The sequence below is a fragment of the Georgenia wutianyii genome (genome assembly GCF_006349365.1).
In the GTDB taxonomy this organism is placed as follows: Bacteria; Actinomycetota; Actinomycetes; order Actinomycetales; family Actinomycetaceae; genus Oceanitalea; species Oceanitalea wutianyii.
On sequence record NZ_CP040899.1, the window covers coordinates 2,690,905 to 2,715,848 of the forward strand.

Annotated in this window: 26 protein-coding genes; 7 read left to right on the top strand and 19 right to left on the bottom strand. The window is 71.7% G+C overall.

Annotation, left to right across the window (positions count from 1 at the left end; all coding sequences use genetic code 11):
• Nucleotides 1-2: 2 nt before the first annotated feature.
• Nucleotides 3-1,949, bottom strand: coding sequence for an APC family permease (locus FE251_RS11865; protein WP_139071492.1), 1,947 nt, complete (start codon nucleotides 1,947-1,949; stop codon nucleotides 3-5).
• A gap of 291 nt (nucleotides 1,950-2,240) precedes the next feature.
• Here FE251_RS11865 and FE251_RS11870 point away from each other — a divergent pair, with 291 nt between their 5' ends.
• Nucleotides 2,241-2,726: a nitroreductase/quinone reductase family protein gene (locus FE251_RS11870; protein ID WP_230976420.1), complete on the top strand. Its 486-nt coding sequence runs from the start codon at nucleotides 2,241-2,243 to the stop codon at nucleotides 2,724-2,726.
• Here FE251_RS11870 and FE251_RS11875 read toward each other — a convergent pair.
• Nucleotides 2,653-3,654 (bottom strand): EamA family transporter, encoded by a 1,002-nt coding sequence (locus FE251_RS11875; protein WP_139948893.1) that lies wholly within the window; start codon nucleotides 3,652-3,654, stop codon nucleotides 2,653-2,655. The two genes, FE251_RS11870 and FE251_RS11875, sit on opposite strands and share 74 nt — an antisense overlap.
• Nucleotides 3,655-3,734: 80 nt before the next feature.
• Between FE251_RS11875 and FE251_RS11880 the strand changes: the two genes are divergently transcribed.
• The gene (locus FE251_RS11880) at nucleotides 3,735-4,613 is read left to right on the top strand and encodes a LysR family transcriptional regulator (RefSeq protein ID WP_139071452.1); all 879 of its coding nucleotides are present in this window, start codon (nucleotides 3,735-3,737) and stop codon (nucleotides 4,611-4,613) included.
• A 13-nt stretch (nucleotides 4,614-4,626) separates the two neighbouring features.
• Here the strand turns inward: FE251_RS11880 and FE251_RS11885 are convergent, their stop codons facing one another.
• Nucleotides 4,627-5,202 (bottom strand): HhH-GPD-type base excision DNA repair protein, encoded by a 576-nt coding sequence (locus tag FE251_RS11885; RefSeq protein WP_139948894.1) that lies wholly within the window; start codon nucleotides 5,200-5,202, stop codon nucleotides 4,627-4,629.
• Nucleotides 5,203-5,311: 109 nt separating this feature from the next.
• Between FE251_RS11885 and FE251_RS11890 the strand changes: the two genes are divergently transcribed.
• Complete coding sequence (locus tag FE251_RS11890) at nucleotides 5,312-7,147, top strand: HNH endonuclease signature motif containing protein (protein ID WP_168202723.1); 1,836 nt, start codon at nucleotides 5,312-5,314, stop codon at nucleotides 7,145-7,147.
• A gap of 52 nt (nucleotides 7,148-7,199) precedes the next feature.
• Here the strand turns inward: FE251_RS11890 and FE251_RS11895 are convergent, their stop codons facing one another.
• The 11 genes from FE251_RS11895 to FE251_RS11945 form a co-directional block, all read right to left on the bottom strand.
• Nucleotides 7,200-8,009 (bottom strand): PKD domain-containing protein, encoded by an 810-nt coding sequence (locus tag FE251_RS11895; protein ID WP_168202724.1) that lies wholly within the window; start codon nucleotides 8,007-8,009, stop codon nucleotides 7,200-7,202.
• Nucleotides 8,006-8,611: a DUF6318 family protein gene (locus tag FE251_RS11900; RefSeq protein ID WP_139948897.1), complete on the bottom strand. Its 606-nt coding sequence runs from the start codon at nucleotides 8,609-8,611 to the stop codon at nucleotides 8,006-8,008. The genes FE251_RS11895 and FE251_RS11900 overlap by 4 nt, the downstream gene beginning before the upstream one ends.
• Nucleotides 8,612-8,669: 58 nt before the next feature.
• Entirely contained in the window at nucleotides 8,670-9,248 is a 579-nt protein-coding gene (locus tag FE251_RS11905) for a PKD domain-containing protein (RefSeq protein ID WP_168202725.1), read from the bottom strand.
• Nucleotides 9,249-9,498: 250 nt separating this feature from the next.
• Complete coding sequence (locus tag FE251_RS11910; protein WP_139948899.1) at nucleotides 9,499-10,119, bottom strand: DUF6318 family protein; 621 nt, start codon at nucleotides 10,117-10,119, stop codon at nucleotides 9,499-9,501.
• Between the two features lie 13 nt (nucleotides 10,120-10,132).
• Nucleotides 10,133-10,588: a pilus assembly protein TadG-related protein gene (locus tag FE251_RS11915; protein ID WP_230976421.1), complete on the bottom strand. Its 456-nt coding sequence runs from the start codon at nucleotides 10,586-10,588 to the stop codon at nucleotides 10,133-10,135.
• Between the two features lie 6 nt (nucleotides 10,589-10,594).
• Nucleotides 10,595-11,059, bottom strand: a complete 465-nt coding sequence (locus tag FE251_RS11920; RefSeq protein ID WP_139948900.1) for a pilus assembly protein — start codon at nucleotides 11,057-11,059, stop codon at nucleotides 10,595-10,597.
• Nucleotides 11,056-11,424: a TadE/TadG family type IV pilus assembly protein gene (locus FE251_RS11925; RefSeq protein WP_139949334.1), complete on the bottom strand. Its 369-nt coding sequence runs from the start codon at nucleotides 11,422-11,424 to the stop codon at nucleotides 11,056-11,058. Before FE251_RS11925 ends, FE251_RS11920 begins: the two co-directional genes overlap by 4 nt.
• Entirely contained in the window at nucleotides 11,421-11,618 is a 198-nt protein-coding gene (locus FE251_RS11930; protein ID WP_139948901.1) for a hypothetical protein, read from the bottom strand. Before FE251_RS11930 ends, FE251_RS11925 begins: the two co-directional genes overlap by 4 nt.
• Before the next feature lie 45 nt (nucleotides 11,619-11,663).
• Nucleotides 11,664-12,596, bottom strand: coding sequence for a type II secretion system F family protein (locus FE251_RS11935; protein WP_139948902.1), 933 nt, complete (start codon nucleotides 12,594-12,596; stop codon nucleotides 11,664-11,666).
• On the bottom strand, nucleotides 12,593-13,450 hold the full coding sequence (locus FE251_RS11940) for a type II secretion system F family protein (RefSeq protein ID WP_139948903.1): 858 nt from the start codon (nucleotides 13,448-13,450) through the stop codon (nucleotides 12,593-12,595). The genes FE251_RS11935 and FE251_RS11940 overlap by 4 nt, the downstream gene beginning before the upstream one ends.
• A 3-nt stretch (nucleotides 13,451-13,453) precedes the next feature.
• The gene (locus FE251_RS11945) at nucleotides 13,454-14,689 is read right to left on the bottom strand and encodes a CpaF family protein (protein ID WP_139948904.1); all 1,236 of its coding nucleotides are present in this window, start codon (nucleotides 14,687-14,689) and stop codon (nucleotides 13,454-13,456) included.
• Nucleotides 14,690-14,846: 157 nt separating this feature from the next.
• Here FE251_RS11945 and FE251_RS11950 point away from each other — a divergent pair, with 157 nt between their 5' ends.
• Entirely contained in the window at nucleotides 14,847-15,440 is a 594-nt protein-coding gene (locus tag FE251_RS11950) for a hypothetical protein (RefSeq protein WP_139948905.1), read from the top strand.
• Nucleotides 15,441-15,682: 242 nt separating this feature from the next.
• Here FE251_RS11950 and FE251_RS11955 read toward each other — a convergent pair whose 3' ends face one another.
• Both FE251_RS11955 and FE251_RS11960 read right to left on the bottom strand, forming a co-directional pair.
• Nucleotides 15,683-16,198: a hypothetical protein gene (locus FE251_RS11955; RefSeq protein ID WP_139948906.1), complete on the bottom strand. Its 516-nt coding sequence runs from the start codon at nucleotides 16,196-16,198 to the stop codon at nucleotides 15,683-15,685.
• Between the two features lie 32 nt (nucleotides 16,199-16,230).
• On the bottom strand, nucleotides 16,231-16,518 hold the full coding sequence (locus FE251_RS11960; protein ID WP_139948907.1) for a hypothetical protein: 288 nt from the start codon (nucleotides 16,516-16,518) through the stop codon (nucleotides 16,231-16,233).
• 296 nt (nucleotides 16,519-16,814) lie between these two features.
• On the opposite strand from FE251_RS11960, the gene FE251_RS11965 reads away from it, so the two are divergent.
• Nucleotides 16,815-17,399 (top strand): SHOCT domain-containing protein, encoded by a 585-nt coding sequence (locus FE251_RS11965; RefSeq protein WP_139948908.1) that lies wholly within the window; start codon nucleotides 16,815-16,817, stop codon nucleotides 17,397-17,399.
• A 427-nt stretch (nucleotides 17,400-17,826) separates the two neighbouring features.
• Nucleotides 17,827-18,510: a DUF429 domain-containing protein gene (locus tag FE251_RS11970; RefSeq protein ID WP_168202726.1), complete on the top strand. Its 684-nt coding sequence runs from the start codon at nucleotides 17,827-17,829 to the stop codon at nucleotides 18,508-18,510.
• A gap of 37 nt (nucleotides 18,511-18,547) precedes the next feature.
• On the opposite strand, the gene FE251_RS11975 is transcribed toward FE251_RS11970, so the two are convergent.
• Together FE251_RS11975 and recQ are read right to left on the bottom strand one after the other, a co-directional pair.
• Nucleotides 18,548-19,210: a hypothetical protein gene (locus tag FE251_RS11975; RefSeq protein ID WP_139948910.1), complete on the bottom strand. Its 663-nt coding sequence runs from the start codon at nucleotides 19,208-19,210 to the stop codon at nucleotides 18,548-18,550.
• A 32-nt stretch (nucleotides 19,211-19,242) separates the two neighbouring features.
• A complete protein-coding gene (gene recQ, locus FE251_RS11980; protein WP_407925271.1) occupies nucleotides 19,243-21,195 on the bottom strand; it encodes a DNA helicase RecQ in 1,953 nt (650 codons plus the stop codon).
• Between the two features lie 181 nt (nucleotides 21,196-21,376).
• Between recQ and FE251_RS11985 the strand changes: the two genes are divergently transcribed.
• A complete protein-coding gene (locus tag FE251_RS11985; RefSeq protein WP_139948911.1) occupies nucleotides 21,377-22,708 on the top strand; it encodes an alkaline phosphatase in 1,332 nt (443 codons plus the stop codon).
• 77 nt (nucleotides 22,709-22,785) lie between these two features.
• On the opposite strand, the gene FE251_RS11990 is transcribed toward FE251_RS11985, so the two are convergent.
• Nucleotides 22,786-24,819, bottom strand: coding sequence for a PTS mannitol transporter subunit IICBA (locus tag FE251_RS11990; RefSeq protein ID WP_139071466.1), 2,034 nt, complete (start codon nucleotides 24,817-24,819; stop codon nucleotides 22,786-22,788).
• Nucleotides 24,820-24,944 lie beyond the last annotated feature (125 nt).

Below are 24,944 nucleotides of genomic sequence, written 5' to 3' on the forward strand. Positions count from 1 at the left end.
CCTCACCCGCCGCCGACGTGGATGGTCGGGCGCCGGCGCGGGTCGGGCTCCACACGCCGCAGGATCTCGCGGACCATGATCGGGGTGTCCCCCTGCCCGAGGAACAGGAAGCGCAGCAGGTGGTGGACCGGTGAGCCCTCGGACCACGCGAAGTAGCAGTGCGGCCGGGTCCCGGTGGCGGCGGCGAGCGCAAGGAGGATCCCGGCGATCGCGTTGGGCACGGCGGGGCTGTGCACCTGGAGCACCCGGTAGCCCGAGACCTGCACGCCGTGGACGCGCAGGTCCTCGCTGAAGCGTGACGGGTCGTCGACGACGACCTCGAGGAACAGCTCGTGGGCGCCGCTGGGCAGCGGGTTGAGCCAGTGCTGCTCGCTCTCCTTGTCCACGTAGCGCTGCTGCCCGCCGCGGAGCGGCTTCTTCGCGACGACGTACAGCGTGCCGTCGTGGCGCAGCGCGTCGGCGATGTAGCGGCGGGCCGCGTCGTCGAGGGTGATGGTGCCGACGCGCAGCTCGATGGTGCGCGCCGCCCGGGAGACGAGGGAGGTGACGACGATGACGCCGACGAAGACCGCGGCGATCGCGATGCCGTCGGGGTGCAGGACGATGTTGTCGACGAGCGCGTACCCGAGCGCGAGGGACAGCAGGCCGAAGCCGGCGGTGGCCCTGCGCCGTCGTCGGCGGCGGGCGGAGATCGTGACGGCGACGGCGGCCGAGGCCATCATCGCGAGGATGCCGGTGGCGTAGGCACCGGCCTGGGTGTCGACGTCGGCGCGGAAGATCACGGTGAGGACGACGGCGAGCGCACCGTAGACGAGGACGACGGGCCGCACCGCCCGCCCCCACTCGGGCACCATGCCGTAGGCCGGCAGGTAGCGCGGGACGATGTTGATGAGCCCGGCCATGGCCGAGGCGCCGGCGAACCAGAGGATGAGGATCGTGCTGATGTCGTAGAGGGTGCCGAAGCCCTCCCCGAGCAGCCCGTGGGCGAGGTAGGCCAGGGCGCGGCCGTTCGCCTCGCCGCCGGGCGCGAACTCCTCGGGCGGGATGAGGAGGGTGGTGACGAGGCTGGTGGCGAGGAGGTAGGCGGACATGATGAGCGCCGCCGTCGTGAGCAGGGTCTGGGTGTTGTGCACCCGCCCGCGCACGCCGCGCCGGTCCCCGCCGTCGACGAGCGGCATCATGCTCACGCCCGTCTCGAACCCGGACAGCCCGAGGATGAGGAGCGGGAAGGCGAGGACGACGTCGGAGATCCCGGTGGTGAGCGGGGTGGTGGTGACGAGCTGCCACCAGGAGCTCGTCACGCCCTGCCGGTCGGCGAGCTCGACCGCGCTCGCGCCGATGACGACGACGTTGAGCACGAGGAAGAGCCCGACGACGGGGATCGCGAGGGAGATCGCCTCGGTGAACCCGAGGAGGAACACACCGACGAGGACGACGAGCAGGACGACGGTGACGGCGACGGCGTGCCCCTCGAGCACGTCCGGGGCGAGCGGGCTCTCCAGCACGTGGACGGTGGCGTCGGCGGCGGAGAGGGTGATGGTGACGATCCACGACGTGACGACGAACCCGAGCAGCGCGAGGACGAAGAACTTGCCCCGCCAGAACGGCAGGAGGTGCTCGAGCATGGCGATGGAGCCCTGGCCGTGCGGGCTCTCGCGGGCCACCTGCCGGTACATCGGCAGCACCCCGAAGAGGGTAAGCCCGACGATGACGAGGGTGGCCAGCGGGGAGAGCGCGCCGGCGGTGAGGGCGGCGATGCCGGGCAGGTAGGCGAGGGTGGAGAAGTAGTCGAGGCCGGTGAGGCACATGACCTTCCACCACGCGTGGGTGCGCTGGGCGGGGCTGGGTGTCTGCGGCCCGGCGGGTGAGACCTCGTGGCGCAGCAGCCAGCCGACGACGGCGTTGCGCGGGGCGGGCCGGCGCACCGGGCTGGGGAGCCGGTTGGGAATGCGGGACTGCGCGGCGGGGGCGCCGTGGCTCGTCCTCGTGCGTTCCGAGCGTCGCAGCTGACGAGGTGCTGCGCCGTCGGGTCCATGGACCACGGCGTGACTGTACGCCTCGCCGGGGCGGGGCGCTACGGGGTGTTGACACCGATGTCGGCGGGTCCTGGCGAGGGCCACCGGGCCGTGCTCGGGACCGCCGGAGGTGCGTGCCGAGACCCCTTCCCCCAGGGTCCACGGCGCCCTACGGTGGGGCTTGTGGCTCCTGGAGGTGGGACTGGTCCCGCACGGCCCGGACGAGTGCGGCAGTGGCGGCACGCCGCCCGCCGGCGCCTGTACCGGGGCGGGCGCGCGGGACCGTTCGCCGCCGCCCTCAACCGGTTGTCCGCCGTCCAGTTCGCGGCCGGGGTGCTCTCACCGAGCCAGGCGATGACGATGGAGGTGCGCGGACGGCGGACCGGGCGCGTCATCTCCTTCCCGGTGGCCGTCGCCGACCTCGACGGCGAGCGGTACGTCGTCTCGATGCTCGGCGAGGGCGTGAGCTGGGGGCACAACCTGCGCGCCGACAACCGGGCGGTACTGCGCCGCCGGGGCCCGGAGCTCGTGCGCCTGGAGGAGGTGCCGACCGACCGGCGGGCGCCGGTCCTGCGCCGCTACCTGGCTGTCGCGCCGGGGGCGCGGGCGCACGTGCGGGTCGACCGGTCGGCGCCGCTCACGGAGTTCGCGCGGGTCGCCGGCGACTACCCGGTGTTCCGGGTGAGTCACGTGCGCTCGCTACGGCGCTGACCCGGCGCAGGCGCGCGGGCCGTGGACCGCGTGCGAACCGGCCGGCGTCGATCTGGCCGGCGACCAGCGCGGTGAGCGCGAGCGCGAACCCGGCGAGCTGCCCGGCGGCGAGCGTCTCCCCGAGCACGAGCGCACCGATCGCGGCCGCGACGAGCGGGGAGAGCAGCCCGAGCATGGCGGTCGCGGTGACGGGCAGCCGGCGGATGCCGCGGAACCACAGCGCGTAGGCGAGGAACCCGCCGACGGTGCCGAGCCACACGTACCCGGCGACGGCACCGCCGTCGATCCCGGGCGGCACCCCCTCGGCGAGGGCGACGAGCGGGAGGAGGGCGAGCCCGCCCGCGGCGAGCTGCCACCCCGCGTAGGCGAGCGGGCCGACGCCGGGCGGCGCGCCCCACCGCTTGGTGAGCGTGACACCCAGCGCCATCGAGCCGGCACCCGCGAGCCCGGCGAGGACGCCGGCGCCGTCGAACCGCGCCGTCGGCTCCAGGACGACGAGCCCGATCCCGACGACGCCGACCACGCTCCATGCCGAGCGCCACCGGGAGGGCCGCTCGCGCAGCACGACGACGGCGAGGCCGGCGACGACGAGCGGCTGGACGGCGCCGAGCGTGGCGGCGACCCCGCCGGGGAGGCGCTCGGCGGCGACGAAGAGCAGCGGGAAGAACGCGCCCATGTTCAGCGCCCCGAGGACGGGTGCCTTCCACCACCACTCACCCGCCGGGAGCCGTCGGGAGAGCAGGACGAGGAGCAGCCCGCCGGGCAGCGAGCGCATGAGCGCGGCGAAGAGCGGGTGGTCGGGCGGGAGGAGCTCGGTGGTCACCACGTAGGTGGTGCCCCAGGCCATCGGCGCGAGGGCGGTGACGGCGACGAGGAGCGGGGCGAGGGCGCGGGCCGGTGCAGGGGCGAGGGTGCTGGGCGGTGCCATGTGTCCCACCCTCGGCCCGCACCGATCGATCCGTCCAACACCTGGTTGCGATCAGAACTATCGCCCAGGACGATAGGCGGATGGAGCTACGCCAGCTGCGTTACGCCGTCGCCGTCGCGGAGACGAGGAACTTCACCCGCGCTGCGGCGCAGTGCTTCGTCGCCCAGTCCGCGCTGAGCCAGCAGGTGCGCACCCTGGAGCGCGAGCTGGGGGTGGCGCTGTTCGCGCGGACGAGCAGGCGGGTGGAGCTGACCCCGGCCGGGGAGGCGTTCCTGCCGGCGGCGCGGGAGTGCCTGGAGGCGGCCGAGCGGGCGGCGGTGGAGGCGGCGGCCGCCGTCGGGCAGGTGCGGGGGCGGCTCGCGGTGGGGATCACGCCGACCGTCGTCGCGCTCGACATCCCCGCCGTCCTCCAGCGTTTCCGGGAGCGGCACGGTGCGGTGCAGGTGAGCCTGCAGGTGGGCTCGAGCGACACGATGGCGGCGCAGGTGGCCGCGGGGACGCTCGACGTCGCGGTGCTCGGGCTGCGGGAGGGGCTGCAGCCGCGCGGGGTGGAGTCCCGCGAGCTGGACCGGCAGCGGCTGGTGGCCGTCCTGCCTCCCTCGCACGCGCTCGCGGCGCGCGAGGAGGTGGCGCTGGGCGACCTGGCCGGGGAGACGTTCGCGGACTTCCCGCGCACGTCGCCGGGGCGGGCGCAGAGCGACCACGCGTTCGCGACGGCGGGGCTGGAGCGGGAGGTCGCCTACGAGGTGACGTCCGCGGAGCTCATGCTCAGCCTCGTCGCGCAGGGGCTGGCGGTCGCGCTGCTCGCCGAGGCGATCGCCGTGCGTAACCCGGCGGTGCGGACGGTGCGGGTGACCGACGGCCCGGTGCGGGTGGAGCACCTGGCCTGGAGCGGGTTCAACCCCTCCCCCGCCACGCGCGCGTTCCTCGCCATGCTGGAGGACGCGCCGTCGGAGTGAGGGCTGCGCGGGTTCAGCCCTGCTTAGCGGCGGCCTTCATCGCGCGCTTGGTCTCGCGCACCTGGAGCAGGGAGTCCTCGTCGGTGACGTCGGCGATCGACCGGCGCGCCCCGTCCTCGCCGTACGCGCCGGCGGCCTCGCGCCAGCCGGGAGCCTGGAGCCCGCACTGCTTGCCGAGGAGCGCGAGGAAGATCCTGGCCTTCTGCTCGCCGAACCCGGGCAGCTTCTTGAGGCGGCGCAGGATCTCGGCGCCGTCGGGGTCGCCGTCGGTCCACAGGCGGGCGACGTCGCCGTCGTAGTCCTCGACGACGGCGCCGCTGAGCGCGATGATCCGCTTGGCCATGGAGCCGGGGTAGCGGTGGACGGCGGGGGTCTGGCGCATGACGTCGGTGAGCTCGTCGGGGTCCATCGCGGCGAGCCGGGCGGCGTCGAAGCCGCCGAAGCGCTGCTGCAGCTTGTACGGCCCGGCGAACGCGGTCTCCATGGCGACCTGCTGGTCGAGCAGCATCCCGATGATCAGCGCGAGCGGGTCGGTGGACAGGAGGTGGTCGGCGTCGGCGTCGCCGGTGAAGTGCAGCTCGTGGTCCATGGCCCGATCCTCCCACCGTTGCCGCCACCGGCTCATCCCGATGTCAGTGGTCGCTGGGACGATGGGAGCACAAGGGAGGCAGGGCGTCACTCGCAGGGAGGTGAGGGTCGTGGTCGCAGCACCGGTGGTCGAGGAGTCGGCGGTGGAGCGTGCCTTCGCCTCGCTCGTCGAGTACCTCGACTTCGACGGCGTCCGCCTGGTCCGGGCGTCCGTGTCCCGTGCCACCTCCCCCGAGAGCGACGACGACGCCGCACCTCTCGCGCGTCCGGCTGTCGCCGCGGCGCCGCTCGCCCGGTCGACGGTGAGGGCACGGGTCCGGGAGTCTTCCGCCGCCTGCACCCCCGCCGTCGAGCGGCCGGCCGTCTCCCGGACGAGCACGCCGGGTCCCCAGTCCCGCGGGGCCACCGCTCTCGGCGCTGCCGTGCGACCGGCCGCCTGCGACCCGGTGGCAGAGCTCGAGGCGATGCTCGCCGCGGCGGCGTCGCTCAGCGGCACGCCGTGGCACGAGGTCGGTGGCCGGCGGGTGCACGAGGCGCTGGACCTGCTGGAGCAGCTGGACCGGCGGCTCACCGGGCTGCGGGCGGGCGTGGTCGCCACGATCGAGGCGGAGGGCCTGTGGGCGCTGGACGGGCAGCGCACCGTCCAGGCGTGGCTGCGGGAGCGCACCGACGCCACTGCGGGGGCGGCGTCGCGGCAGGTGCGTCACGCGCGGGCGCTGCGTGACCACCTCCCGCTCACCCGGCAGGCGCTGGAGGCGGGTGAGGTGAGCGGTGAGCACGTGACGGTGCTCGTGCGCGAGGCGCTGCACACCGACCGGCTGCGCGCCCAGCTCGGCGAGGAGCACGTGGGCGAGGCGTTCCTCGTCGAGCAGGCGAAGGCGCTGGACGCCGCCGCGTTCACCAAGCTGGTCAAGCACTGGGCGGTCTCGGCAGACCCGGAGTCCGCCGACCGCGCGTGGCGCGAGGCGGGCACCAAGGAGCAGCTCACCCTGTCCCGCACGCTCGACGGGTACCACCTGGCGGGGTGGCTGGACGAGGTCTCGGGGCAGCTCGTGGACACGGCGCTGCGGTCCCACCTGGGCAGGAAGTCGAAGGACGACGATCGCACCTCGGCCCAGCGCCGCGCCGCCGCGCTCACGTCCTTGGCCCGCCAGTCGCTGGACGCCGGCCTGCAGGGCGCGCACTCGCGCATCCGCCCGCACCTCACGGTGACTGCCTCGTTGGAGACGCTGCGGGCGCTGGCCGCCGCGAGCGGCTCGCCGGTGCCGCCGCGCCGCTCGGACGGCACCCCGCACGAGGCGGGCGCGGACTTCGGCTTCTGGTCCGACACCGCGCTCACCGCCCCTGGTGGTCCGCGGGACCCGGGCCGCGGTGAGGACCTGTTCGAGCTGTCGGGGGAGGCCCGTCGCTGGATGGAGACGTGGCAGCCGGGCGACGAGCACGTCATCTCCACGACGATCGACCCGCGGGTGATGACGGGCGTGGAGCCGGCGACCCTGGAGGACGGCACCCCGGTCCCGCCGGCGCTGCTGGCCCGCCTGGCGTGCGAGTCGGGGCTGTCGCGGGTGGTGTTCGGGCCGGACTCGACGGTTCTGGACGTCGGCCGCGAGCAGCGGATCTTCCCGGCGCACATGACCAGGGCGATCATCGCCCGCGACGGCCACTGCCAGTTCCCCGGCTGCGACGAAGCACCGGGGTTCGGCGAGATCCACCACTCGCTGCAGTGGTACCGCGACCAGGGCCCGACGAGCGTGGAGACCGGCATCCTCCTGTGCTGGCACCACCACGACTGGGTCCACTCCCAGAACATCACCATCGTCCGGTCCGGCGGGCAGTGGCACTTCTACCGCCGCAACGGCTGGCGCATCGGTGCGGAGTCCGGTGAGGACGACCCGCCACCTAACCCGACGGGACAGGTCTGCCCGCTGGAGGCGTCGAGCTCCTGAACGAGGTCCTCGCAGCGAGGGCAAGCCCGGCGCCCCGTGCCCCAGCTGCTTATCACCCCGTCGTGAGCCGTGGCGTAGCCGTGACCACCTCAATCGGTTCTGTGGTCTGGGTCGTCACTGCTCGACCCGCAACGGGTAGCCAGGTCGATGTGCCGGCCACGCGGAACGCGGCGTCCCACTCGATCTGCAACGAGATCACCGCGGTGCCCGGAGACTCGTAAACGTGGGACACGGTGTGGTTCGGCCACGACGCACCCGGGTCCGTTCCCGTCAACGGAGCACTGCCATCGCCGAAGTCCCAGGTGTAGAGCACCGGCGTCACACGCACGTCGATGTCCAGATCCAGCACCCGTGTCCTCAGGATGTGCTCGGAGGCATCGGTCATCACCACCGTCTCAGCACTGACGAGTACCCACGACCGGTCCGGCTGCACGATCAGGCTTCCCGGCTCGACGATGAGCCTCTGCACATCCTCCCGATCAAAGGCGATCACCTGAGGGGGCGCGCTCTCCCCCTCTTCGTTCTCTGTACCCTCCTGGTCCTCGAACCAGGGTGCCCACTCTCCCGGCGGAACGAAGCCGCACTCCGTCACAGTCAGGCTGTACTTGCCCCACCGGTACTCCTGCGGCGGACAAGTTCTCTCCGATCCGCCCGCAGCAGGGGTTCCGGAACTCGGGAGTCCTCTCCGAGGTCGTTCCCATAACTCCTTCGACGACCCCACCACTTCAATCTGGTCGAGCCGATCGGGACCGACGCGAACGTCGGAGGGATCTGCGCGCGAAAGCAGCGGCCTTTCTGTCGCCACGGCGACATTCACCCCTGCGATCGCGAACGAAAGCGTAGCGATAACCAGCCCGATCATTGCTCCTCCGTCGCGAGGCCTCGGATCGTCCATCCGTCTTCAGCCAAGACCGCAATCGTGTAGTTCACTTCGCCACCTTTCGCAGATGCAAGAGGCTCACCGTCAGCAGAGAAACTCGACGAGGCCGATTCAGTTCCTCGAACACCCACCCGGAAGTGGGTGTACTCGCCATCTGGAGGCAGAGCGCCCATTTCCGCGACGACGATCTCCCCGCCGACGCCGTAACCACCGCTGGAGTGCAGCTCACTAACGTCGTCAGCGACGGCCGCACAGAACTGACACTCCGGGTGCGACATCGCCTGCCACTCCTCAAGGTCACCCGTGGCGTAGACGTACGGGTACAACGCCAAGAAGTACTCAGCCGCCGCCTTCGCCCCTTCGATGTCGTCCCGCTCCATCGCGGTGGGTCGCGTCGGCTCCGGCCACGGCGTAGGGCCGGGCGCTGCAGTGGTCGGCTCCGTCGAGCTCGGCGACTCGCTCGATACGTCCGTCGCCGATCCCGTCGGTTCCGGCTGACCGTCACCACTCGAGCACCCTGCCAAGAGCAAGCCGGTCGCGAGCACCGCCGCAGCCATTCGCCTCGTCATCAGAGCCCTGGTCATCGACATCTCCCCATCAGTCGGGCGCGTCCATGAATCCATCGCGTAGTCCTCACAGCCATCACCCCGTTGTCAGCCGAGGCGTCGCGGTGAGCACCTCGATCGGCTCGGTGCTCTGCGTCGTCACAGCCCGGCCGGCAACCGGCAACCACGTCGAGGTGCCGGCCACGCGGAACGCCGCGTCCCACTCGGTTCGCAGCGAGATCACGACCGTGCCGGGAGCGTCGTATACGTGGGCGACAGTGTGGTTCGGCCACGGTGCACCCGGGTCCGTCCCCGTCAGCGGAGCGCTGCCATCACCGAAGTCCCACGTGTAGAGCACCGGCGTCACGCGCACGTCGACGTCAACCTCCAGCACCCGCGTCCGCAGGATGTGCTCGGCAGCATCGGTCATCACCACCGTCTCGGTATTGATCAGGACCCACGACCGATCGGGCTGCACGATCAAGCCCCCCGGCTCGACGATCAGGTGCTGCACGTCTTCGTGCGAGACCACGATGGGCTGGATAGTCACGTCGGGTGCGGGCGCTCCCTCTTGGCCTCCACCTGTGGATCGATCGAACCACGGCGTCCTTTCGGTGCCGCCCGCACCATCACACTCGACGATGACCTCGCGGTAGCGCCCCTCTGTGTAGAGCATGGGCGCGCAGTTTCGCTTCCCGCTGGCCCCGGATTGCGAGATGGAGGGCCGGCTCGGCACGTCCGCACCCCCTCGAATGCGAAGAGAGCCTCCCTGGCGCGCCTCACGATAGTTGCCGGTGACAGTCACCGAGTCCGCACCGTCTGCAATGCCGCGCCAGTCCGATGAAGCTCCGCGAGAAGCCATCGCAGGCGCGTCAGTCATCAACGATGCAGCTGCGATGGCCAGTGCCATCAATGATGAGGTGAATCTACGATCCACTTTGCCCCTCCTGCAGGTTGACGCCACGAACGACCCATCCGCCCTCAGAACGGAGCAAGGCAAGGTTGTAGGTCACCGCTCCTCCCGCGATGGTCCGCAGCACCTCTCCGTTGCCGGAGTACTCGACCGACGGGCTCTCGACGCCGTCCACCCCCACCCGAAAGTGCTCCCAGTCGTCGTCGGGCGGGGCGGCCCCGATCTCGAGGACGGCGATCTCCCCTCCGACCCCATACCCACCTGCAGAGAAGAGCTCTGTCGCGCGCTCGGCGGCGCCCTCGCAGAACTGACACTCCGGGCCCGACATGGCGCGCCACTCATCGAGATCACCCGTGGCATAGACGTACGGGTACAGCTCGAGAAAGTACTGAGCCGCCGCCTTCGCCCCTTCGATGTCGTCCCGATCCATCGCGGCGGGTCGCGTCGGCTCCGGCCACGGCGTGGGGCCGGGCGCGGGAGACGTCGGTTTCACCGAGCCCGGCGGGTCGCTCGGCTCGGCAGTCACAGGCGTCGTCCCCGAAGGCTCGGGTTCCCCGTCACCGCTGCACCCGGTCGCGAACAGGCCGGCGACACACGCCGCCACAGCCAGCCGCCTCACGCTCCACGTCCTCATCAGGACCTCCCCATCAGTCGGCCCGCGCCGACGACGTCACGGTGATCACGAACCCGTCGGTCCACGGCACTAGCACCCACGGCACGACGGCCGGGCGCGCCACGGCGGACAGCACCACACGCGCCGTCCGCCCGTCCTCGGTTCCCGTTCCGGCACTGACCCCGAGCCCGCGGAACGTGGTCGCCGCGGCAGAGCTGCCGAGGTACTCGACGACGGACTCACGGACGGACGCGTCCGACAGCGGCAGCCCTTCGGCAGGGCCATCCGGCGCGTAGTACCGCTCGTAGTCGATCGCGTCGGCCGCGTCTGCCGCCGCGCCGTCGGCGAGCGCCAGGAGCTGCTTGCGCTCGAGGTAGAGGGAGGACGCCGCGGCGAGCACCAGCACCAGCGTCAGCGCCAGCAGCCCGAACCCGATCGAGAGGAGCGTGATCTGCCCGCTCTCGCCGTCGTCGTCGGTGGTCCTGCGCACAGCCGCTCACCTCCCCCGGAACTCGGGGACGGAAGCCAGGTGCGCTGCTTCCACCGGCACCTCGAGCGGCAGTGACCCGCCGAGGAACTCCGGGACCAACGGCAGCGGAACCACGGCCACGACCTGGACGTGGATCTGCGCACCCGGGCTCAGGCACGGCTCCTCGCTGCAGGAGACCGATAGCGCCTGCGAGCCGTCGACAGCGATGCCGTGGTCGCTGAACGCGAGCTCGACGGCGGTCTGCGCACGCTCGAGCCCGGTCGCCAGATCCGGCTCCTGGCTCATCACCCTGCCGGACTCGCGTGCGGCTGCCTCGGCGGCGAACGCCGCGGCCTGGATCTGCCCGAGCGTGAGGACCAGGTAGACCAGCGGCAGGAGCAGCACCAGCGTGACGCCGAGGAACTCGACGAGGGCGCTGCCGCTCTCCTCACTCCGCAGTCGCCGCAGGACGGCAGTCGCCAGGGCCCTCACTCCTGCACCGCCCGTCCGCCGGCTGTCATGACGCCTCCGGGTCCGAGCAGGCCGAGCACCGGCAGCGGCGCGCGCACCGTCACCTCGACGAGCACGAGCCCGTCCCGCTCGACGAGGGCCGCGCTCACGTCCCGCCCGTACCGCGCACTGAGGGCCGTCCCGATGAGCTCACGGGTCCGCTGCGCACCTGCCTGCGGTGAGCTCCCCTCGAGGGCCCCGTAGCGCGCTCCTTCCCCGGCGGCGTCGACCAGGGTGTTGCGCACGTGCATCGCCAGGGCGAGCTGCACCACCCCGAGCAGCACCGTGACGAGCAGGATCGAGACGAGGACGAACTCGACGACGGCCGAACCGCTCTCGTCGGTCAGCCGCCGACGCTGAGCACCCGCTGGATCGCCGTGTTGAACACGTTGACCAGGGCCGGGCCGGCGATCAGCCAGATGGCGACGACGAGGCCCGCCGTCATCAGCGTGACGAGCACCCAGCCGGGGACGTCGCCGCGTTCCTCGGCGACCAGCCGCCGGCGCAGCGCTGCCAGGTACGTACTGAGGTACAGCCGCATGTCGTGCTCCTTCGGTTGGGCGGGCGGTGTCGGGCCGGTGCGTGCTCACAGGCCCACCTGCAGCAGCACGAGCCCTGGGAAGAGGGCGAAGAGGACGGTCACCGGCAGCACGAGGAAGACGACGGGGATCATCATCGCGATCTCCTTCTTCCCGCCGGTCTCCATGAGCTCGCGTCGCGCGGCCTCGCGCGCGTCCTGGGCCTGGGCGCGCAGCACCTCGGCGAGCGGGGTGCCGCGGTCGACGGCGACGGCGATCCCCTCGGCGAACCGGGCGACCGCCGCCTTCGACACCCTGGCCGACAGCCGTTCCAGCGCCTGGGCGAGCGGCTGTCCGGCGCGCGCCTCGGCGAGGGTGACCTCGAGCTGGCGGCTCAGCGCGCCGCGGGTGGTGCGCGCGACCCGTTCGAGCGCCGCCATCGGGCCTTCGCCGGCGCTCACGGCGAGCGCGAGCAGCTCGGCGACCGCAGGGAGCTCGTCGAGCATCGCGCGCTGGTTCCGCTCGGCAGCACGCGTGAGCCAGCGGTCCCGGGCGACGGCGCCGAGGACGGCAGCGACGACGACGGCGGCCGTCCCGGCGACGACGTTGAGCCCTCGGGCGACGCCCGCGAACGTCACGAGGACGAGCCCTCCGGCCAGCCCGAGCGCGGCCCACATGACCTGCTCGAGGCGGAACTGCTCGACGGTGAGCGTCGACCCCGCGAGCACGATCCGGCGCCGCACGCTGTGGGAGGTGCTGCCGAGGCGTTCGAGCAGCCGACCGGCGTCGGACATGACGGGCGCCAGCAGGCTCTCCAGCGTCGGGAACGGAGTGTGGGTGCGCGGCTCGGCGAGGAGTCCGGAGGTGGCGGGCCGCTCCCGCAGGTAGGGCGCGATCCTCTCCGGCAGGCGCGGGCGCATGGCGCGGACGCGCCAGTAGACGAGGACGAGCCCGAGGCCGCCGAGGAACCCCGCGAGACCACCCCACGCCGTCGGGCTCATCGCAGCACCCTCGTCTCCTCGGGCAGCCGGCCCAGGCGCACCATGAGCCAGTACGCCAGGCCGGAGACGACCGCTCCCGTCGCCAGCACGAAGACTCCGGCCGCAGAGTTGAAGGCGGTCGCGGCCTCGGGTCGGCCGCTGAGCAGGATGAGCACGGCCCACGGCGCGGCGGTGGCAAGGCGGGCGCCGTTGACCGTCCAGCTCTGCCGCGCCTCGAGCTCGCCGCGGGTGCGCAGGTCCTCGCGGAGCAGCTGGCCGAGCGTGCGGAGCAGCCGGACGAGGTCTGAGCCGCCGACCTCCCGCGTGATCCGCAGCGCCTCGATGATCCGGTCGGCGACGGGGTCAGCCAGCCGCGCCTTGAGCCGGTCGAGCGACTCGGCGAAGCGTCCGGTGACGCGGTAGTCCTCGCCGAACCGGCGGAACTCAGGACGCACCTCCGTCGGCCCGCGCTCGCCCAGGCTGGTGAGCGCCTCGGGGAGCGAGAGTCCCGCGCGGATCGCCGAGATGAGGTCGTCGACGACCTCGGGCCACACCGCGCGCAGCTCGACCTGCCGCCGTCGCGCCCGCGCCCGGACGAACCCGACCGGCACGATCGAGGCCATCGCCCCGAAGCAGACCGCGATCGGCGGAGACCCGGTGAGCCCCAGGACGAGGAGGAGGACGAGGACGGCGAGCACGACGCACGCGGCGACGAGCCGCCCGGGGGTCACCGCCGGCGCCCCGGCCCGCACGAGCAGGTCCTGCGTCCGTTCCCTCCAGCGCGCGGGCCGCCGCTCGCGGACGGGCTGCGGCCAGCAGGAGAACCAGACCAGCAGCAGGCCTGCGCCGAGAAGCAGACCCGCCAGCGTGCCCACCGTCTACCTCCCGGTGTCCTGCGCGAGCAGCTGGGCGAGGTCGTAACCGGCCCGCTCGAACCTCTCGGGGTCGGGCGGGAAGCCACCCGACCTCACGAGGGTCTCCCCGCGCTGCACGAAGATCTCTGCGGTCTCGACCATCCCCTCCTCCGAGCGGCCGGTGACGGCGACGATCTCCCGCACCCGCCGCCGTCCGTGCCGGTCGAGCTCGAGGTGGACGACGAGGTCGACGGCGGAGGCGACCGTCGGCACGACGAACGTGCTGGAGACGTTCTCCCCCGCGAGGAGGGGCAGCGTGCACATCTTGGTGACCGCCTCCCGCGCGGAGTTCGCGTGGACGGTGCACATGCCGGGGATCCCGGCGTTGAGGGCGATGAGCATGTCGAAGCTCTCCGCCTCGCGGACCTCGCCGATGATGATCCGGTCGGGGCGCATCCGCAGCGCCTCCTTGACGAGCCGGCGGAGCACGACCTCGCCCCGCCCCTCGAGGTTCGGCTGACGGCACTGCATGGCGACGACGTCGCGGTTCGCCAGCCGCAGCTCGAAGACCTCCTCGCACGTGATGATCCGCTCGTGGGGCGGGATGGCACCGGCGAGGGCGTTGACCATCGTGGTCTTGCCCGCCTGGGTCGCCCCGCTGACGAGGATGTTCAGGCCGGAGACGACGGCGGCGTCGAGGAACGCAGCCGCCTGGGTGGTCAGTGACCCCAGCTCGACGAGGTCGCCCACGCGGGTGGCGCGGGCGATGTACTTGCGGATGTTCACCGCCCAGAACCGGCGCGTGATGTCCGGGATGACGACGTGCACCCGCTCCCCCGTGGCCAGCGAGGCGTCGACGAACGGGGAGGACAGGTCGAGGCGCCGCCCGGAGATGCGCAGCATCCGCTCGACGAGATCGTGCACCTGAGCCTCGGTGAGGATCGTCGTCGTCAGCTCAGCCCTGCCGGCGCGCGCGATGAAGACCTTTCCCGGCTCGTTGATCCATACCTCCTCGATCGTCGGGTCGTCGAGGAAACGCTGGAGCGGCCCGAGCCCGGCGATCGCGTCGATCAGGTCCTTGGCCGTCTGCTCGCGGTCGGCGACGGGCGGCACGAGGCCGGCGACCGAACGGTCGTCGTAGTCGGCCATCGCGTCGGCGACGAGCGTGCGGATGCCGGCGACGTCGCGGGCAGGGTCGAGCCCGCGTCGGCGGACGAGCTCTCGGACCTCGTCCTCGAGCAGCGTCGTTGCGTGGTTCATGCCGTTTCACACCCCCCCGTGGGCGGACCGGAATGGTGGTCAACCTAGGGGCAAACCACCGCGCGTGTCAGCCGTTAGGGGTGAGGATGTGGACAACCGACGCCAAGATGTCCCGTCCCCATGTTCGCTGCACGTCCTTATGGAAGGTGCCGCAGCCGTGCGCGAGCCGCTGTACTACCTCTCCTCCAGGACGCCCACCGGGCAGTACACCACGCCCGGCGAGGCACCGGGACTCTTCCACCTAGGCCAATCCCCGGGCACGTCGGTCGCCGCCCGACCTCATGGTCAGCTCGGCCATGGACAACCTCGTTTCGCCGGCGTTCGTCCAAGTCATGAGAGACCTGGGAGCGACCGGCTACCGGTCGAGCCGGTCCGGCTGTCGCTCCGGGACGAGGAGCTGCCGAGGTGGGGCCGGCTGATCGTCACCGGTTCGTCTCCGCGTTCGTGGTCGGGCTTCCGCGACGAGCACGTCCGCGAGAAGAGGTACGTCGACAACGGTCCGTGGTCCCCCGACCACGCCTGCTTCGACCCTGCGCCGGACGGGTGGGACGGCAGCGACGTCTTCCACCCGGCAGAGACCGCCTTCGTCGTGGTGACCGAGCGGGTCAAGGACGCCCTGGTCGCCGCACGCCTCAACGTCGAGATCGAGAGGGCTGGGCTCAAGCCGTTCCCGCTCACCTACGCCCTCGACGGCACAGAGGAAGCCTGGCGACGGCGGATGGCGCACCATGCCCGGGGACCTCGCGGGTGAGCCCCGGTGCCCGGTGCTCCTCGGAGAGGAGGAACGGACGACGGTGTGAGGCCGTACGTCGAGGCTCTTCGGAGTCTCGACCGCGTCCAGTGGGCACTGACGACCATCGTGGTGTCCGCTGCGAACACCGTGCTGGGTGCGGCCGGTGGCCCCAGCCGGCCGGCGAGGAGCGTGCCGGATCAGTGAGGATCGAGAGCGCCGCACACCGTCATCGATGACCACTCCCGCCTGTCCATGCGGGTCTAGATGCCTTCTGCGAGATTAAAGGTGATCAGCCCGTTCGCCGCTTCACTCTCAGCTACCGCGTCGGTGGTAATCGATTCGACGATTGCCGTGTAGTAGCCGCCACCGGGCGGAACCCTGGTCTCGAAGTAGAACATGCACGCATCTTCGTTGCTATTGAGTCGGCGCTCGATCTGAGCGGTGCCAACGATGGCCCCTGAGGCATCTAGGACCTGCACTTGGGGCTCGTCCGTGAGCGGGTAGATGCGGTCGTGCAGGTTCTGCTGGGGGATGAGGGGCAAGCAGGTGCCGTCATCCAGGATCAGCGAGGTCTCAGGCGTGAGCACCAGCGCTCCCATCACCGTTATCTGGGCCTCGTATTCTGCCCGGGCGCTGGCCTGCTCCTCAGCCATGGAGTCGAGCAGTCCCTCGTGGTCGTCGGTCGCTTCCTCGGTGGCTGTCTGTTCGGTACTCGGTACTTCCTCCGGCGTCCCATCACTCTGCGATGAGCAGCCAGCGGTCAGAGTGATCGCCACCGCCCCGAGTACCCCTAGGAGTCGATGCCGCGTCATATCGCCAAGTTTCCCATATTCGGCGGCAGGTGACGGGAACTTGCGATCTCGAACTCTGCCCTGCAGGCCCGCGCGATGAAGACCTTCCCTGGCTCGTTGATCCACACCTCCTCGATCGTCGGGTCGTCGAGGAAATGCTGGAACGGCCCGAGGCCAGCGATCGCGTCGAGGAGGTCCTTGGCCGTCTGCTCGCAGTCGGCGACGAGCGTGCGGATGCCCGCGACCTCGCGGGCAGGATCGAGCCAGCGTCGGCGGACAAACTCTCGGACCTCGTCCTCGAGCACCGTCGTTGCATGGTTCATGCCGTTTCACACCCCCCGTGGGCGGACCGGAGATGCTGGTCAACCTAGGGGGCAAACCCCCACGCATGTCAGCCGTTGGGGGTGAAGATGTGGACAACCGACGCGGGGAGGCGTCTTCTAGCCGTGTTTCAGCCCAGCGGCAAGAGAAGGTCTCTAGCTGCGAGCCGGGGTTGGACGGCGCTCCGCGCAGGGATCCCCATGCGCCAGCACGCCGCGTGATCCTTCGGCACGGCGCGGTTCACGCTGACCACGGCGTGGTGCGAGCTAACGTTGGCGGCATGGGAGTGTTTCGCAAGGATCCGCAGAAGCAAGCAGAGCGCCAGGCAGCCGCAGAGGCGAGCCGGGCAAGCAAGGCCGCGAAGATTCGAGCGGCTGCGCTGAAGTCCGAGGAGAGCGCACGGAAGAAGGCCCAGAAGAAGGGGATCGACGTCAGCGGAGCGGTGGCCGTAGGACACACTTTCGACGACTCGGCGGACCAGTTTCTAGTGGTTTTCGCCGACCGAGTCGAACTGATCAACCAAGGCAAGATCGGATCACTCTTGAGGGCCAACGCCGGGGCCGAGACGATCCCGACCTCGCGGATTTCGTCGGTCGAGTCTCGCAATAAGGGCATTTGGAGCGTCCTGGAGATCCATACCTCTGGGAACGTTGTCGAGTTCAAGGCCGATCACGCGTCGGGGCCGTACCTGCGTGAGGTCATCCTTGAGCAGGTGGGTGGCGGTTCCATCGTCCCCGCCAATACTGCACCTGGCGCTCCCGATGCGGCTGACCAACTTAAGAAGCTGGCCGCCCTGCACAAGGACGGGATCCTTACCGACGAGGAGTTCAACACCAAGAAGGCTGAACTGCTCGACCGCATGTAGGGGATCGTCGCGTCATCGATAAGCTAGCCCATCTTGGACACGTGCCGGACGACCCGGCTCGCGCGCAGCGATTGAGCGAAGGCGTCTTCCCCGTGAGGTCGCGCGAGGAGCAACCCACCGCAGCCCCGTGACCATCCCGGGCGAAACCAGAACCAGCATGGCTGGTATACCTAGGCACACCAGCCGTTCGGGGTGAGAATGCAGACAACCGATGCGAAAAGCGTCCTCCACTGCGTCCCTGTCCAGCCTCGCCAAAAGGTTCCACCTGCCATGGGTCGCCCTCTGTTCTTCCTAAAACCGGCAACGGCGTGACACCGATAGCAGCACGCGCTGGGATTCGGCGCGACCGGCGAGCGCGGGCGGCAGAGCCACCGGTGACCGAGCCTTCGCCAGCCCCGACCTGGTCATCCCCGACCATGCCGCTGTCTTGACGCCGGCCCGCGTCCTCGGCGTCGACGCGTACCGGAAGGGCTGGGTCGCGCTCAGCTCCGACCTGCGCGGCTACGTCGCAGCCACGATCGCCGAGGTCGTCGCGGCAGCCGAGCGCGACGGACCGGTCGCCGTCGTCGCCATCGACATCCCCATCGGCCTGCCGACCGGCGGCCCGCGCGAGGCCGACCGCCTCGCCCGCCGGCTCGTGGGTCGGCGCGCCTCCTCCGTCTTCTCCACCCCGGTGCGCGCTGCGGTCGAGGCCGCCACCCATGCGGAGGCCACCGCCATCGCCGTCGCCGCCACCGGCAAGGGCATCTCCCAGCAGGCCTACGCCCTGAGCGGCAAGATCCTCGACGTCGACCAGTGGGTACGCACGGTCCCGATCCCCGTCCTCGAGGTCCACCCCGAGGTCTCCTTCGCCACCGCCGCCGGCGCCCCGCTCACCCACCCGAAGTCCACCTGGGCCGGCATCGAGGAACGCCGCGCGATCCTCGCCTCCCTCGGCATCGTCGTCCCCTCCGACCTCGGACCGGCGGGCGCCGCCGGGGTCGACGACGTGCTCGACGCCGCCATCGCCTCCTGGACCGCCCACCGCTACCTCACCGGCGACGCCGTCTCCTACCCCGCCGTCCCCGAGGACTACGGCGACGGCGGCCCCCACGCGGCCATCTGGGCCTGACCGGGTCCCACCTCCACGGCACGCCCACCGCCCGGCATCACTCCTCCCCGTCGAGGACCCCGCCGTCGAGCAGCCAGTGGTACCGCAGCCGCAGTGCCCGCTCAGTGCTCGCCACCACCGCCGCCACCGAGAGCGCGATGTTCCACCCGGCGGGCAGGTGGATCGGGGAGACGAAGGACCCGAAGCGCTCGGCCACCGGCGGGAACTGCGTGATCTCCTGGGCGATCTGCGGCGTCCCGAGGACGAGCGCGACGAGCAGCACGAGCATGGACACGCCCCCGATGAGACGGCTCAGCCCGGGCCGGGTGCGGTCGAGCCGCGCACGCCGGCCCTCGGCCGACCCCGGGTCTGGCGCGAGCTGGTGCTCGGCGCCGTCGAAGCCGACGAAGTGCGCGCGCCGCAGTCCGAAGCTGCTCGCCGCCACCTGGATGACGCCGCCCGGCACCGGGAACACGGCCGGCAGCGGCGACACCGCCTCGTGCAGACCGTCCCGGTAGAGCCGCGCGCGGACCTCGCCGTCGTCGGAGTCGCCCCCGAGCCGCACGTCCACCGACCATGTGGCGGACCGGCCGTCGTCCTCGGTCAGCGGGATGTGCAGCAGTGCGCGGGAGAAGGGCTGCCACCACCGGTAGCGCGGGAGCGGGTGCCCGTCGCCCGGTCCGATCCGGCGGTTCCTGCGGCTCTCGGGGTCGCGGTGCACCCCGCCACCGTAACGGGCGGGCCGGGCAGGGGTCAGGCGTTCGCCACCACCTCGAGCACCGCCTCCCCGTACCGCTCGAGCTTCGCCGCGCCCACCCCGGAGATCCCGCTGAGCTCCGAGCGGTTCACCGGTCGGGACTGCGCGATCGCCGCGAGCGTCGCGTCGGGGAAGACGACGTACGCCGGCACCCCCTGCTCCTTCGCCGTCGCCGCCCGCCAGGTGCGCAGCCGCTGGAACAGCTCCTGCTGCGGCTCGTCGAGCTCGGCCGCGGCGCCCTTGACGCGGGGGCCGCGGGAGGACCGCACCCGCTCCGGCTCACGCCGCAGCAGCACCTGGCGCTCCCCGCGCAGCACGTCGGCCGCCGCGGGCGTCACGCCGAGCACCCCGTACTCCCCGCGCACCTCGAGCAGCCCCTGGGCCAGCAGCTGGCGCACCACCCCGCGCCACTCCGCCTCCCCCAGCTCGCTGCCCAGCCCGAACGTCGACAACGACGTGTGGCCGAGCTTCACCACCCGCTCGGTCTCCTTGCCGAGCAGGATGTCCACCAGGTGCCCGGCGCCGTAGCGCTGCCCGCGCTCACGCTCCAGCCGCACGATCGTCGACATGAGCTTCTGCGCCGCCACCGTGCCGTCGTAGGACTGCGGCGGGTTGAGGCACGTGTCGCAGTTCCCGCACGGCCCGGACTCCTCCCCGAAGTACCGCAGCAGCTGCTGGCGGCGGCACTGGACCGTCTCGCACAGCGCGAGCATCGCCTCCAGGTGGAGGGACTGCGCGCGCTTGCGGGTCGCGTCGCCCTCGCCGTCCTCGATCATCCGCCGCTGCTGGACGACGTCCTGCAGCCCGTAGGCGAGCCATGCCGTCGACGGCAGGCCGTCGCGCCCCGCGCGACCAGTCTCCTGGTAGTAGCCCTCGATGCTCTTCGGCAGGTCCAGGTGCGCGACGAACCGCACGTCGGGCTTGTCGATCCCCATCCCGAACGCGATCGTCGCCACCATGACGACGCCGTCCTCCCGCAGGAACCGCGCCTGGTTGCGCGAGCGCACCTGCGCCGGCAGGCCCGCATGGTACGGCAGCGCCGTCACACCCTGGGCGGCCAGCCACTCCGCCGTCTTCTCCACCGACGCGCGGCTCAGGCAGTAGACGATGCCCGCCTCGCCGTCGTGCTCGTCCTTGATCAGCCGCAGCAGCTGCTTGCGGGCCTCCTGCTTGGGCGCGATCCGGTACTGGATGTTCGGCCGGTCGAAGCTCGAGACGAACACGCGCGCGCCCTCGAGCCGCAGGTTGCGCACGATCTCCTCGCGCGTCTGCGCCGTCGCCGTCGCGGTGAGCGCGATGCGCGGCACGTCGGGCCAGCGCTCGTGGAGGAGCGTGAGGCCGAGGTAGTCGGGCCGGAAGTCGTGCCCCCACTGCGACACGCAGTGCGCCTCGTCGATCGCGAACAGCGCGATGCGCGCCCGGTCGAGCAGGCCGGTGGCCACCGGCAGCCGCTCGGGCGCGAGGTAGAGCAGGTCGATCTCACCCGCGAGCAGCCGCTGCTCGACCTCGCGCCGCTCCTCCACCGTCTGCGTCGAGTTGAGGAACGCCGCGCGCACCCCCAGCTGCTCCAGCGCGTCGACCTGGTCGTGCATGAGCGCGATGAGCGGGCTGATGACCACGCCCGTCCCCTCCCGCACGAGCGCCGGGATCTGGTAGCACAGGCTCTTGCCGCCGCCGGTCGGCATGAGGACGAGCGCGTCGTCCCCGCGCGTCACCGTCTCGATGATCTCGGCCTGCTCACCGCGGAACGCGTCGTAGCCCCAGACCTTCGTCAGCGCCTCGAGCGGGGAGGACGACGACGCCGCGGCCGCCCGCGCCGCCGTCAGCGGTGCCGCCGTGGCCGAGTCGGTCGCGAAGGCCGCGACCGTCTCGGAGTCGGGGAAGTCCCACTCGGGGTCCGGCGGCAGCTCGTACCAGTCGGGCTCCGGCCCGCTCCACGTCTCACCCACCCCGCCAGGGTAGGCGGTCGGTCCGACGCCGGGCGCCCACCCGCCCGCTCCTCACAGGTGACGACGTTCCTCCCCCGGGTATCGCCCCCGCGCGGTCGGGCGTACCGTGCCGCGTGCCCGCGCCCACCCGGCCACTGACGGTACGGGCCCGAGAGCACGGGCGACTCTGGGGAGGAGAGTGATGAGAGTGACCAGGACCAGTGGTGGTCGGATCAGGCTCGTGGGAGCGGCCCTGGCGGTGGTCCTCGCAGGCGGCACGGGTGCCGCGGTGCAGGGCTGGAGCGGCGCCGAGGTGGCCCGCGAGCGCGGCGCGCACGAACGCGGGCAGGGGCACGGCCACGGCCGCGACGAGGGCAGGGCGAAGAACGTCATCTTCATCGTCGGCGACGGGATGGGCATGGCCCACCGCGAGCTCATCCGGCTGACGACGGTCGGGCGCGAGGGCGAGCTCGTGATGAACCAGCTGCGCTACCAGGGCTGGGCGCAGACCGACCCGGCCGACCCCGAGGAGGTCGTCACCGACTCGGCTGCCGGCGCGACGGCGTTCTCCACGGGCGTGCGCTCCTACAACGGCGCGATCGCCGTCGACCTCGACGGCAACCCGGTACGCACGCTTCTGGAGCGCGCCGAGCGCGCCGGGAAGTCCACCGGTCTGGTGACGACGTCGCAGGTCACCGACGCGACACCGGCCGCGTTCGGCTCCCACGTCGCGGACCGCGGCAACCAGAGCGAGATCGCCCGCCAGTTCATCGAGGAGAGCGAGGTCGAGGTCATCCTCGGCGGCGGTGAGGACTGGTGGTACCCCGCCGGCACCGAGGGGCAGTGGCCCGACAACCCGGCGAGCGACCCGAGCGAGCAGAGCAAGGGCACGGTCGGCAACCTCGTCGAGCGGGCGCAGAGCCTGGGCTACAGGTACGTGAGCACCGCCGAGGAGCTCGCCGCCGCACCGAACCGCGGCCGCCTGCTCGGCCTGTTCGCCAACGAGGAGATGTTCGAGCACGTCGGCCCCGCCGCCCCGCTCTACGAGCCGTCGGTGCCGCTGACGGACATGGCGTCCAAGGCGCTGGACGTCCTCTCCCGCGACCGGGACGGCTTCTTCCTCGTCATCGAGGAGGAGGGCATCGACGAGATGGCCCACCACGGCCACGGGCAGGAGATGGTCGAGGCCGGCCGCGCGCTGGACGAGACGGTCGCCCTGGCCCGCGAGTTCGCGAGCCGCAACCGCGACACGCTCATCGTCGTCGCCGGCGACCACGAGACCGGTGGCCTGGCCATCGAGAACCCGGACGAGAACGACGAGTCGGGTGAGGGCGAGCAGGCCGAGGAGGGGCCCTTCACCCTCGCCGGCACCGACCTCACGTTCTACGTCGACTGGACCACCGGCGGGCACACCGGGGGCGCCACCCCGGCGAGCGCCGAGGGCCCGGGCGCCTCGGCCATGGTCGGGGTGCGGGACAACACCGACATCCACGACCTCGTGCTGGACGCCATGCGGCTCGGCCGCCGCAGCTGAGACGGCCGCAGCCGGGACGAACGAGCCCGCCCGCCCCGCCGTCGTCGGCGGGGCGGGCGGGCTCGTGACCGGTCGGGTCAGACGCTCACCCCGCCGAGCACCTCCTGGACCTCCTCCGCGGTGGTCGCGGCGCGCAGGCGGGCGGTCTGCTCCTCGTCGAGGAACACCTCCGCGACCCGCTGCAGCACCTCGAGGTGGTCATCCCCCGCCCCGGCGATGCCGATGACGAACTCGGTCTCCTTGCCCCCGCCCCAGTCCAGCCGCTGCGGGTAGCGCACGACCGAGATCGCGGTGCGGGTGATGAGACCCTTGGCCTCGTTGGTGCCGTGCGGGATGGCGAGCAGGTTGCCCATGTGGGTGGACACCGAGCGCTCCCGCTCGTGCATCGCCTCGACGTACTCCGGCGGCACCGCGCCGCTCGCCACGAGCAGCTCACCGGCCTCGGTGATCGCCTCCTCACGCGTCCGGGCGCGGCCGGACAGGACGATCGCCTCCTTGGCGAGCAGGTTCCCCGACGGCGCGGGCCGGTCCTGCGACCCGGGCTGCGCGTCGGCGGGCACCGTGGGGCTCGGCGCCGGCTCGGCGCCGTCCTGCGTCACGAGGTCGACGATCTCGTCGTAGCGCGGGCTGGCCATGAAGTCGTCGACCGACACGTGGACGGCGGAGGGGGTGCGCTGGCGCGCCCGCTCGGCGAGGTCACGGTGGGTGACGACGAGGTCGGCGTCGTCGGTGAGGCTGGAGATCGCCTTGTTGACGACCGTGACGTCCTCGCGCCCGGCCGCCTTGATCCTGCGCCGCAGGACGGAGGCGCCCATCGCCGAGGAGCCCATGCCGGCGTCGCAGGCGAAGACGATCGAGCGGATGGGACGGGTGGCCGTCGCGGTGGCCGCGCCGCCGCCGGTGAGCGTGCCCGCGACGCTGGACCGCTTGCCCTTCATCGTCTCCATGCTCGCCGTCGCGCCGGCGAGGTCGCCGTCCTCGTCCTTGCCCAGGCGCAGCAGCGCCGCCGCGACGAGGAAGGTGACGAGTGCGGAGAGCACCACCGACAGGATGACCCCGAGCAGGCTGGAGACCGGCGCCTGGATGATGACCGCGATGATCGAGCCGGGCGCGGCCGGGGCGCGCAGCCCGGAGTCGAAGACGAGGTTGGTCGCCACGCCCGTCATGCCGCCGGCGATGAGCGCAAGGATGAGGCGCGGCTTCATGAGCACGTAGGGGAAGTAGATCTCGTGGATGCCGCCGACGAACTGGATGAGCGCGGCGCCGGGGGCCGAGGCCCTGGCAACCCCGGTGCCGAAGACCGCGAACGCGAGGAGCAGCCCCAGGCCGGGGCCGGGGTTGGCCTCGATGAGGAAGAGGATCGACTTGCCGGTGGCGTCGGCCTGCGCGGTGCCCAGCGGGGTGAAGATCCCGTGGTTGATCGCGTTGTTGAGGAAGAGCACCTTCGCGGGCTCGACGAAGATGGAGGTGAGCGGGAGCAGGCTGTTCTCGACGAGGAAGTCGACGACGTCGCCCGCCACCCGGGAGAACGCCGCGACGAACGGGCCCGCGACGACGAAGCCGAGGATCGCGAGGAGCATGCCCCAGATGCCGGCGGAGAAGTTGTTGACGAGCATCTCGAAGCCGGGCCGGATCCGGTCGGCCCACAGCGCGTCGAGCTTCTTCATCGACCAGCCGCCCAGCGGGCCCATGACCATCGCGCCGAGGAACATCGGCACGTCCGCGCCGGTGATGGCGCCCATGGTCGCGATCGCGCCGACGACGCCGCCGCGCAGGTTGTCGTCGTACATCATCCGGCCGCCGGTGTACCCGATGAGGATCGGCAGCAGGTAGGTGATCATCGGGCCGACGATGCCGGTCCCGTCCGCGCCGGCGCCCCAGCCGCCGAGGTGCTCGACGAACCCGTAGCCGCCCTCGTACCCGAAGGCCTTGCCGATGAGGACGATCCAGCCGACCTCGATGAACAGCGCGGTGATGAGGCCCCAGGCGATGAAGGCCGCGATGTTGGGCAGCACCATGTTGGACAGGGCGGTGCCGAGCTTCTGGACGGCGACTCTCACGCCGCCTCGTTCCCGACCTCGTGCCGGGTGCACATCTGTGGGTGCGGACATCTCTCCTCCTCGAGCCGGTGATGCACCTCACGCATCGGGGCCAGTTAACACCCATCCGGACTCAATGCCAAGTATTCCCACTTGATCCCACACCCGGTTGTGTGGCTATCATGAGGGGCGCGGTG

Excerpts from the sequence above, each read along its gene's own strand:
- FE251_RS11875 (WP_139948893.1), bottom strand. The coding sequence starts at position 3,654 with ATGGCACCGCCCAGCACCCTCGCCCCTGCACCGGCCCGCGCCCTCGCC.
- FE251_RS11880 (WP_139071452.1), top strand. The coding sequence starts at position 3,735 with ATGGAGCTACGCCAGCTGCGTTACGCCGTCGCCGTCGCGGAGACGAGG.
- FE251_RS11885 (WP_139948894.1), bottom strand. The coding sequence starts at position 5,202 with ATGGACCACGAGCTGCACTTCACCGGCGACGCCGACGCCGACCACCTC.
- FE251_RS11895 (WP_168202724.1), bottom strand. The coding sequence starts at position 8,009 with ATGATCGGGCTGGTTATCGCTACGCTTTCGTTCGCGATCGCAGGGGTG.
- FE251_RS11900 (WP_139948897.1), bottom strand. The coding sequence starts at position 8,611 with ATGACCAGGGCTCTGATGACGAGGCGAATGGCTGCGGCGGTGCTCGCG.
- FE251_RS11905 (WP_168202725.1), bottom strand. The coding sequence starts at position 9,248 with ATGCTCTACACAGAGGGGCGCTACCGCGAGGTCATCGTCGAGTGTGAT.
- FE251_RS11910 (WP_139948899.1), bottom strand. The coding sequence starts at position 10,119 with ATGAGGACGTGGAGCGTGAGGCGGCTGGCTGTGGCGGCGTGTGTCGCC.
- FE251_RS11930 (WP_139948901.1), bottom strand. The coding sequence starts at position 11,618 with ATGCGGCTGTACCTCAGTACGTACCTGGCAGCGCTGCGCCGGCGGCTG.
- FE251_RS11935 (WP_139948902.1), bottom strand. The coding sequence starts at position 12,596 with ATGAGCCCGACGGCGTGGGGTGGTCTCGCGGGGTTCCTCGGCGGCCTC.
- FE251_RS11945 (WP_139948904.1), bottom strand. The coding sequence starts at position 14,689 with ATGAACCACGCAACGACGCTGCTCGAGGACGAGGTCCGAGAGCTCGTC.
- FE251_RS11965 (WP_139948908.1), top strand. The coding sequence starts at position 16,815 with ATGGGAGTGTTTCGCAAGGATCCGCAGAAGCAAGCAGAGCGCCAGGCA.
- FE251_RS11985 (WP_139948911.1), top strand. The coding sequence starts at position 21,377 with ATGAGAGTGACCAGGACCAGTGGTGGTCGGATCAGGCTCGTGGGAGCG.
- FE251_RS11990 (WP_139071466.1), bottom strand. The coding sequence starts at position 24,819 with ATGTCCGCACCCACAGATGTGCACCCGGCACGAGGTCGGGAACGAGGC.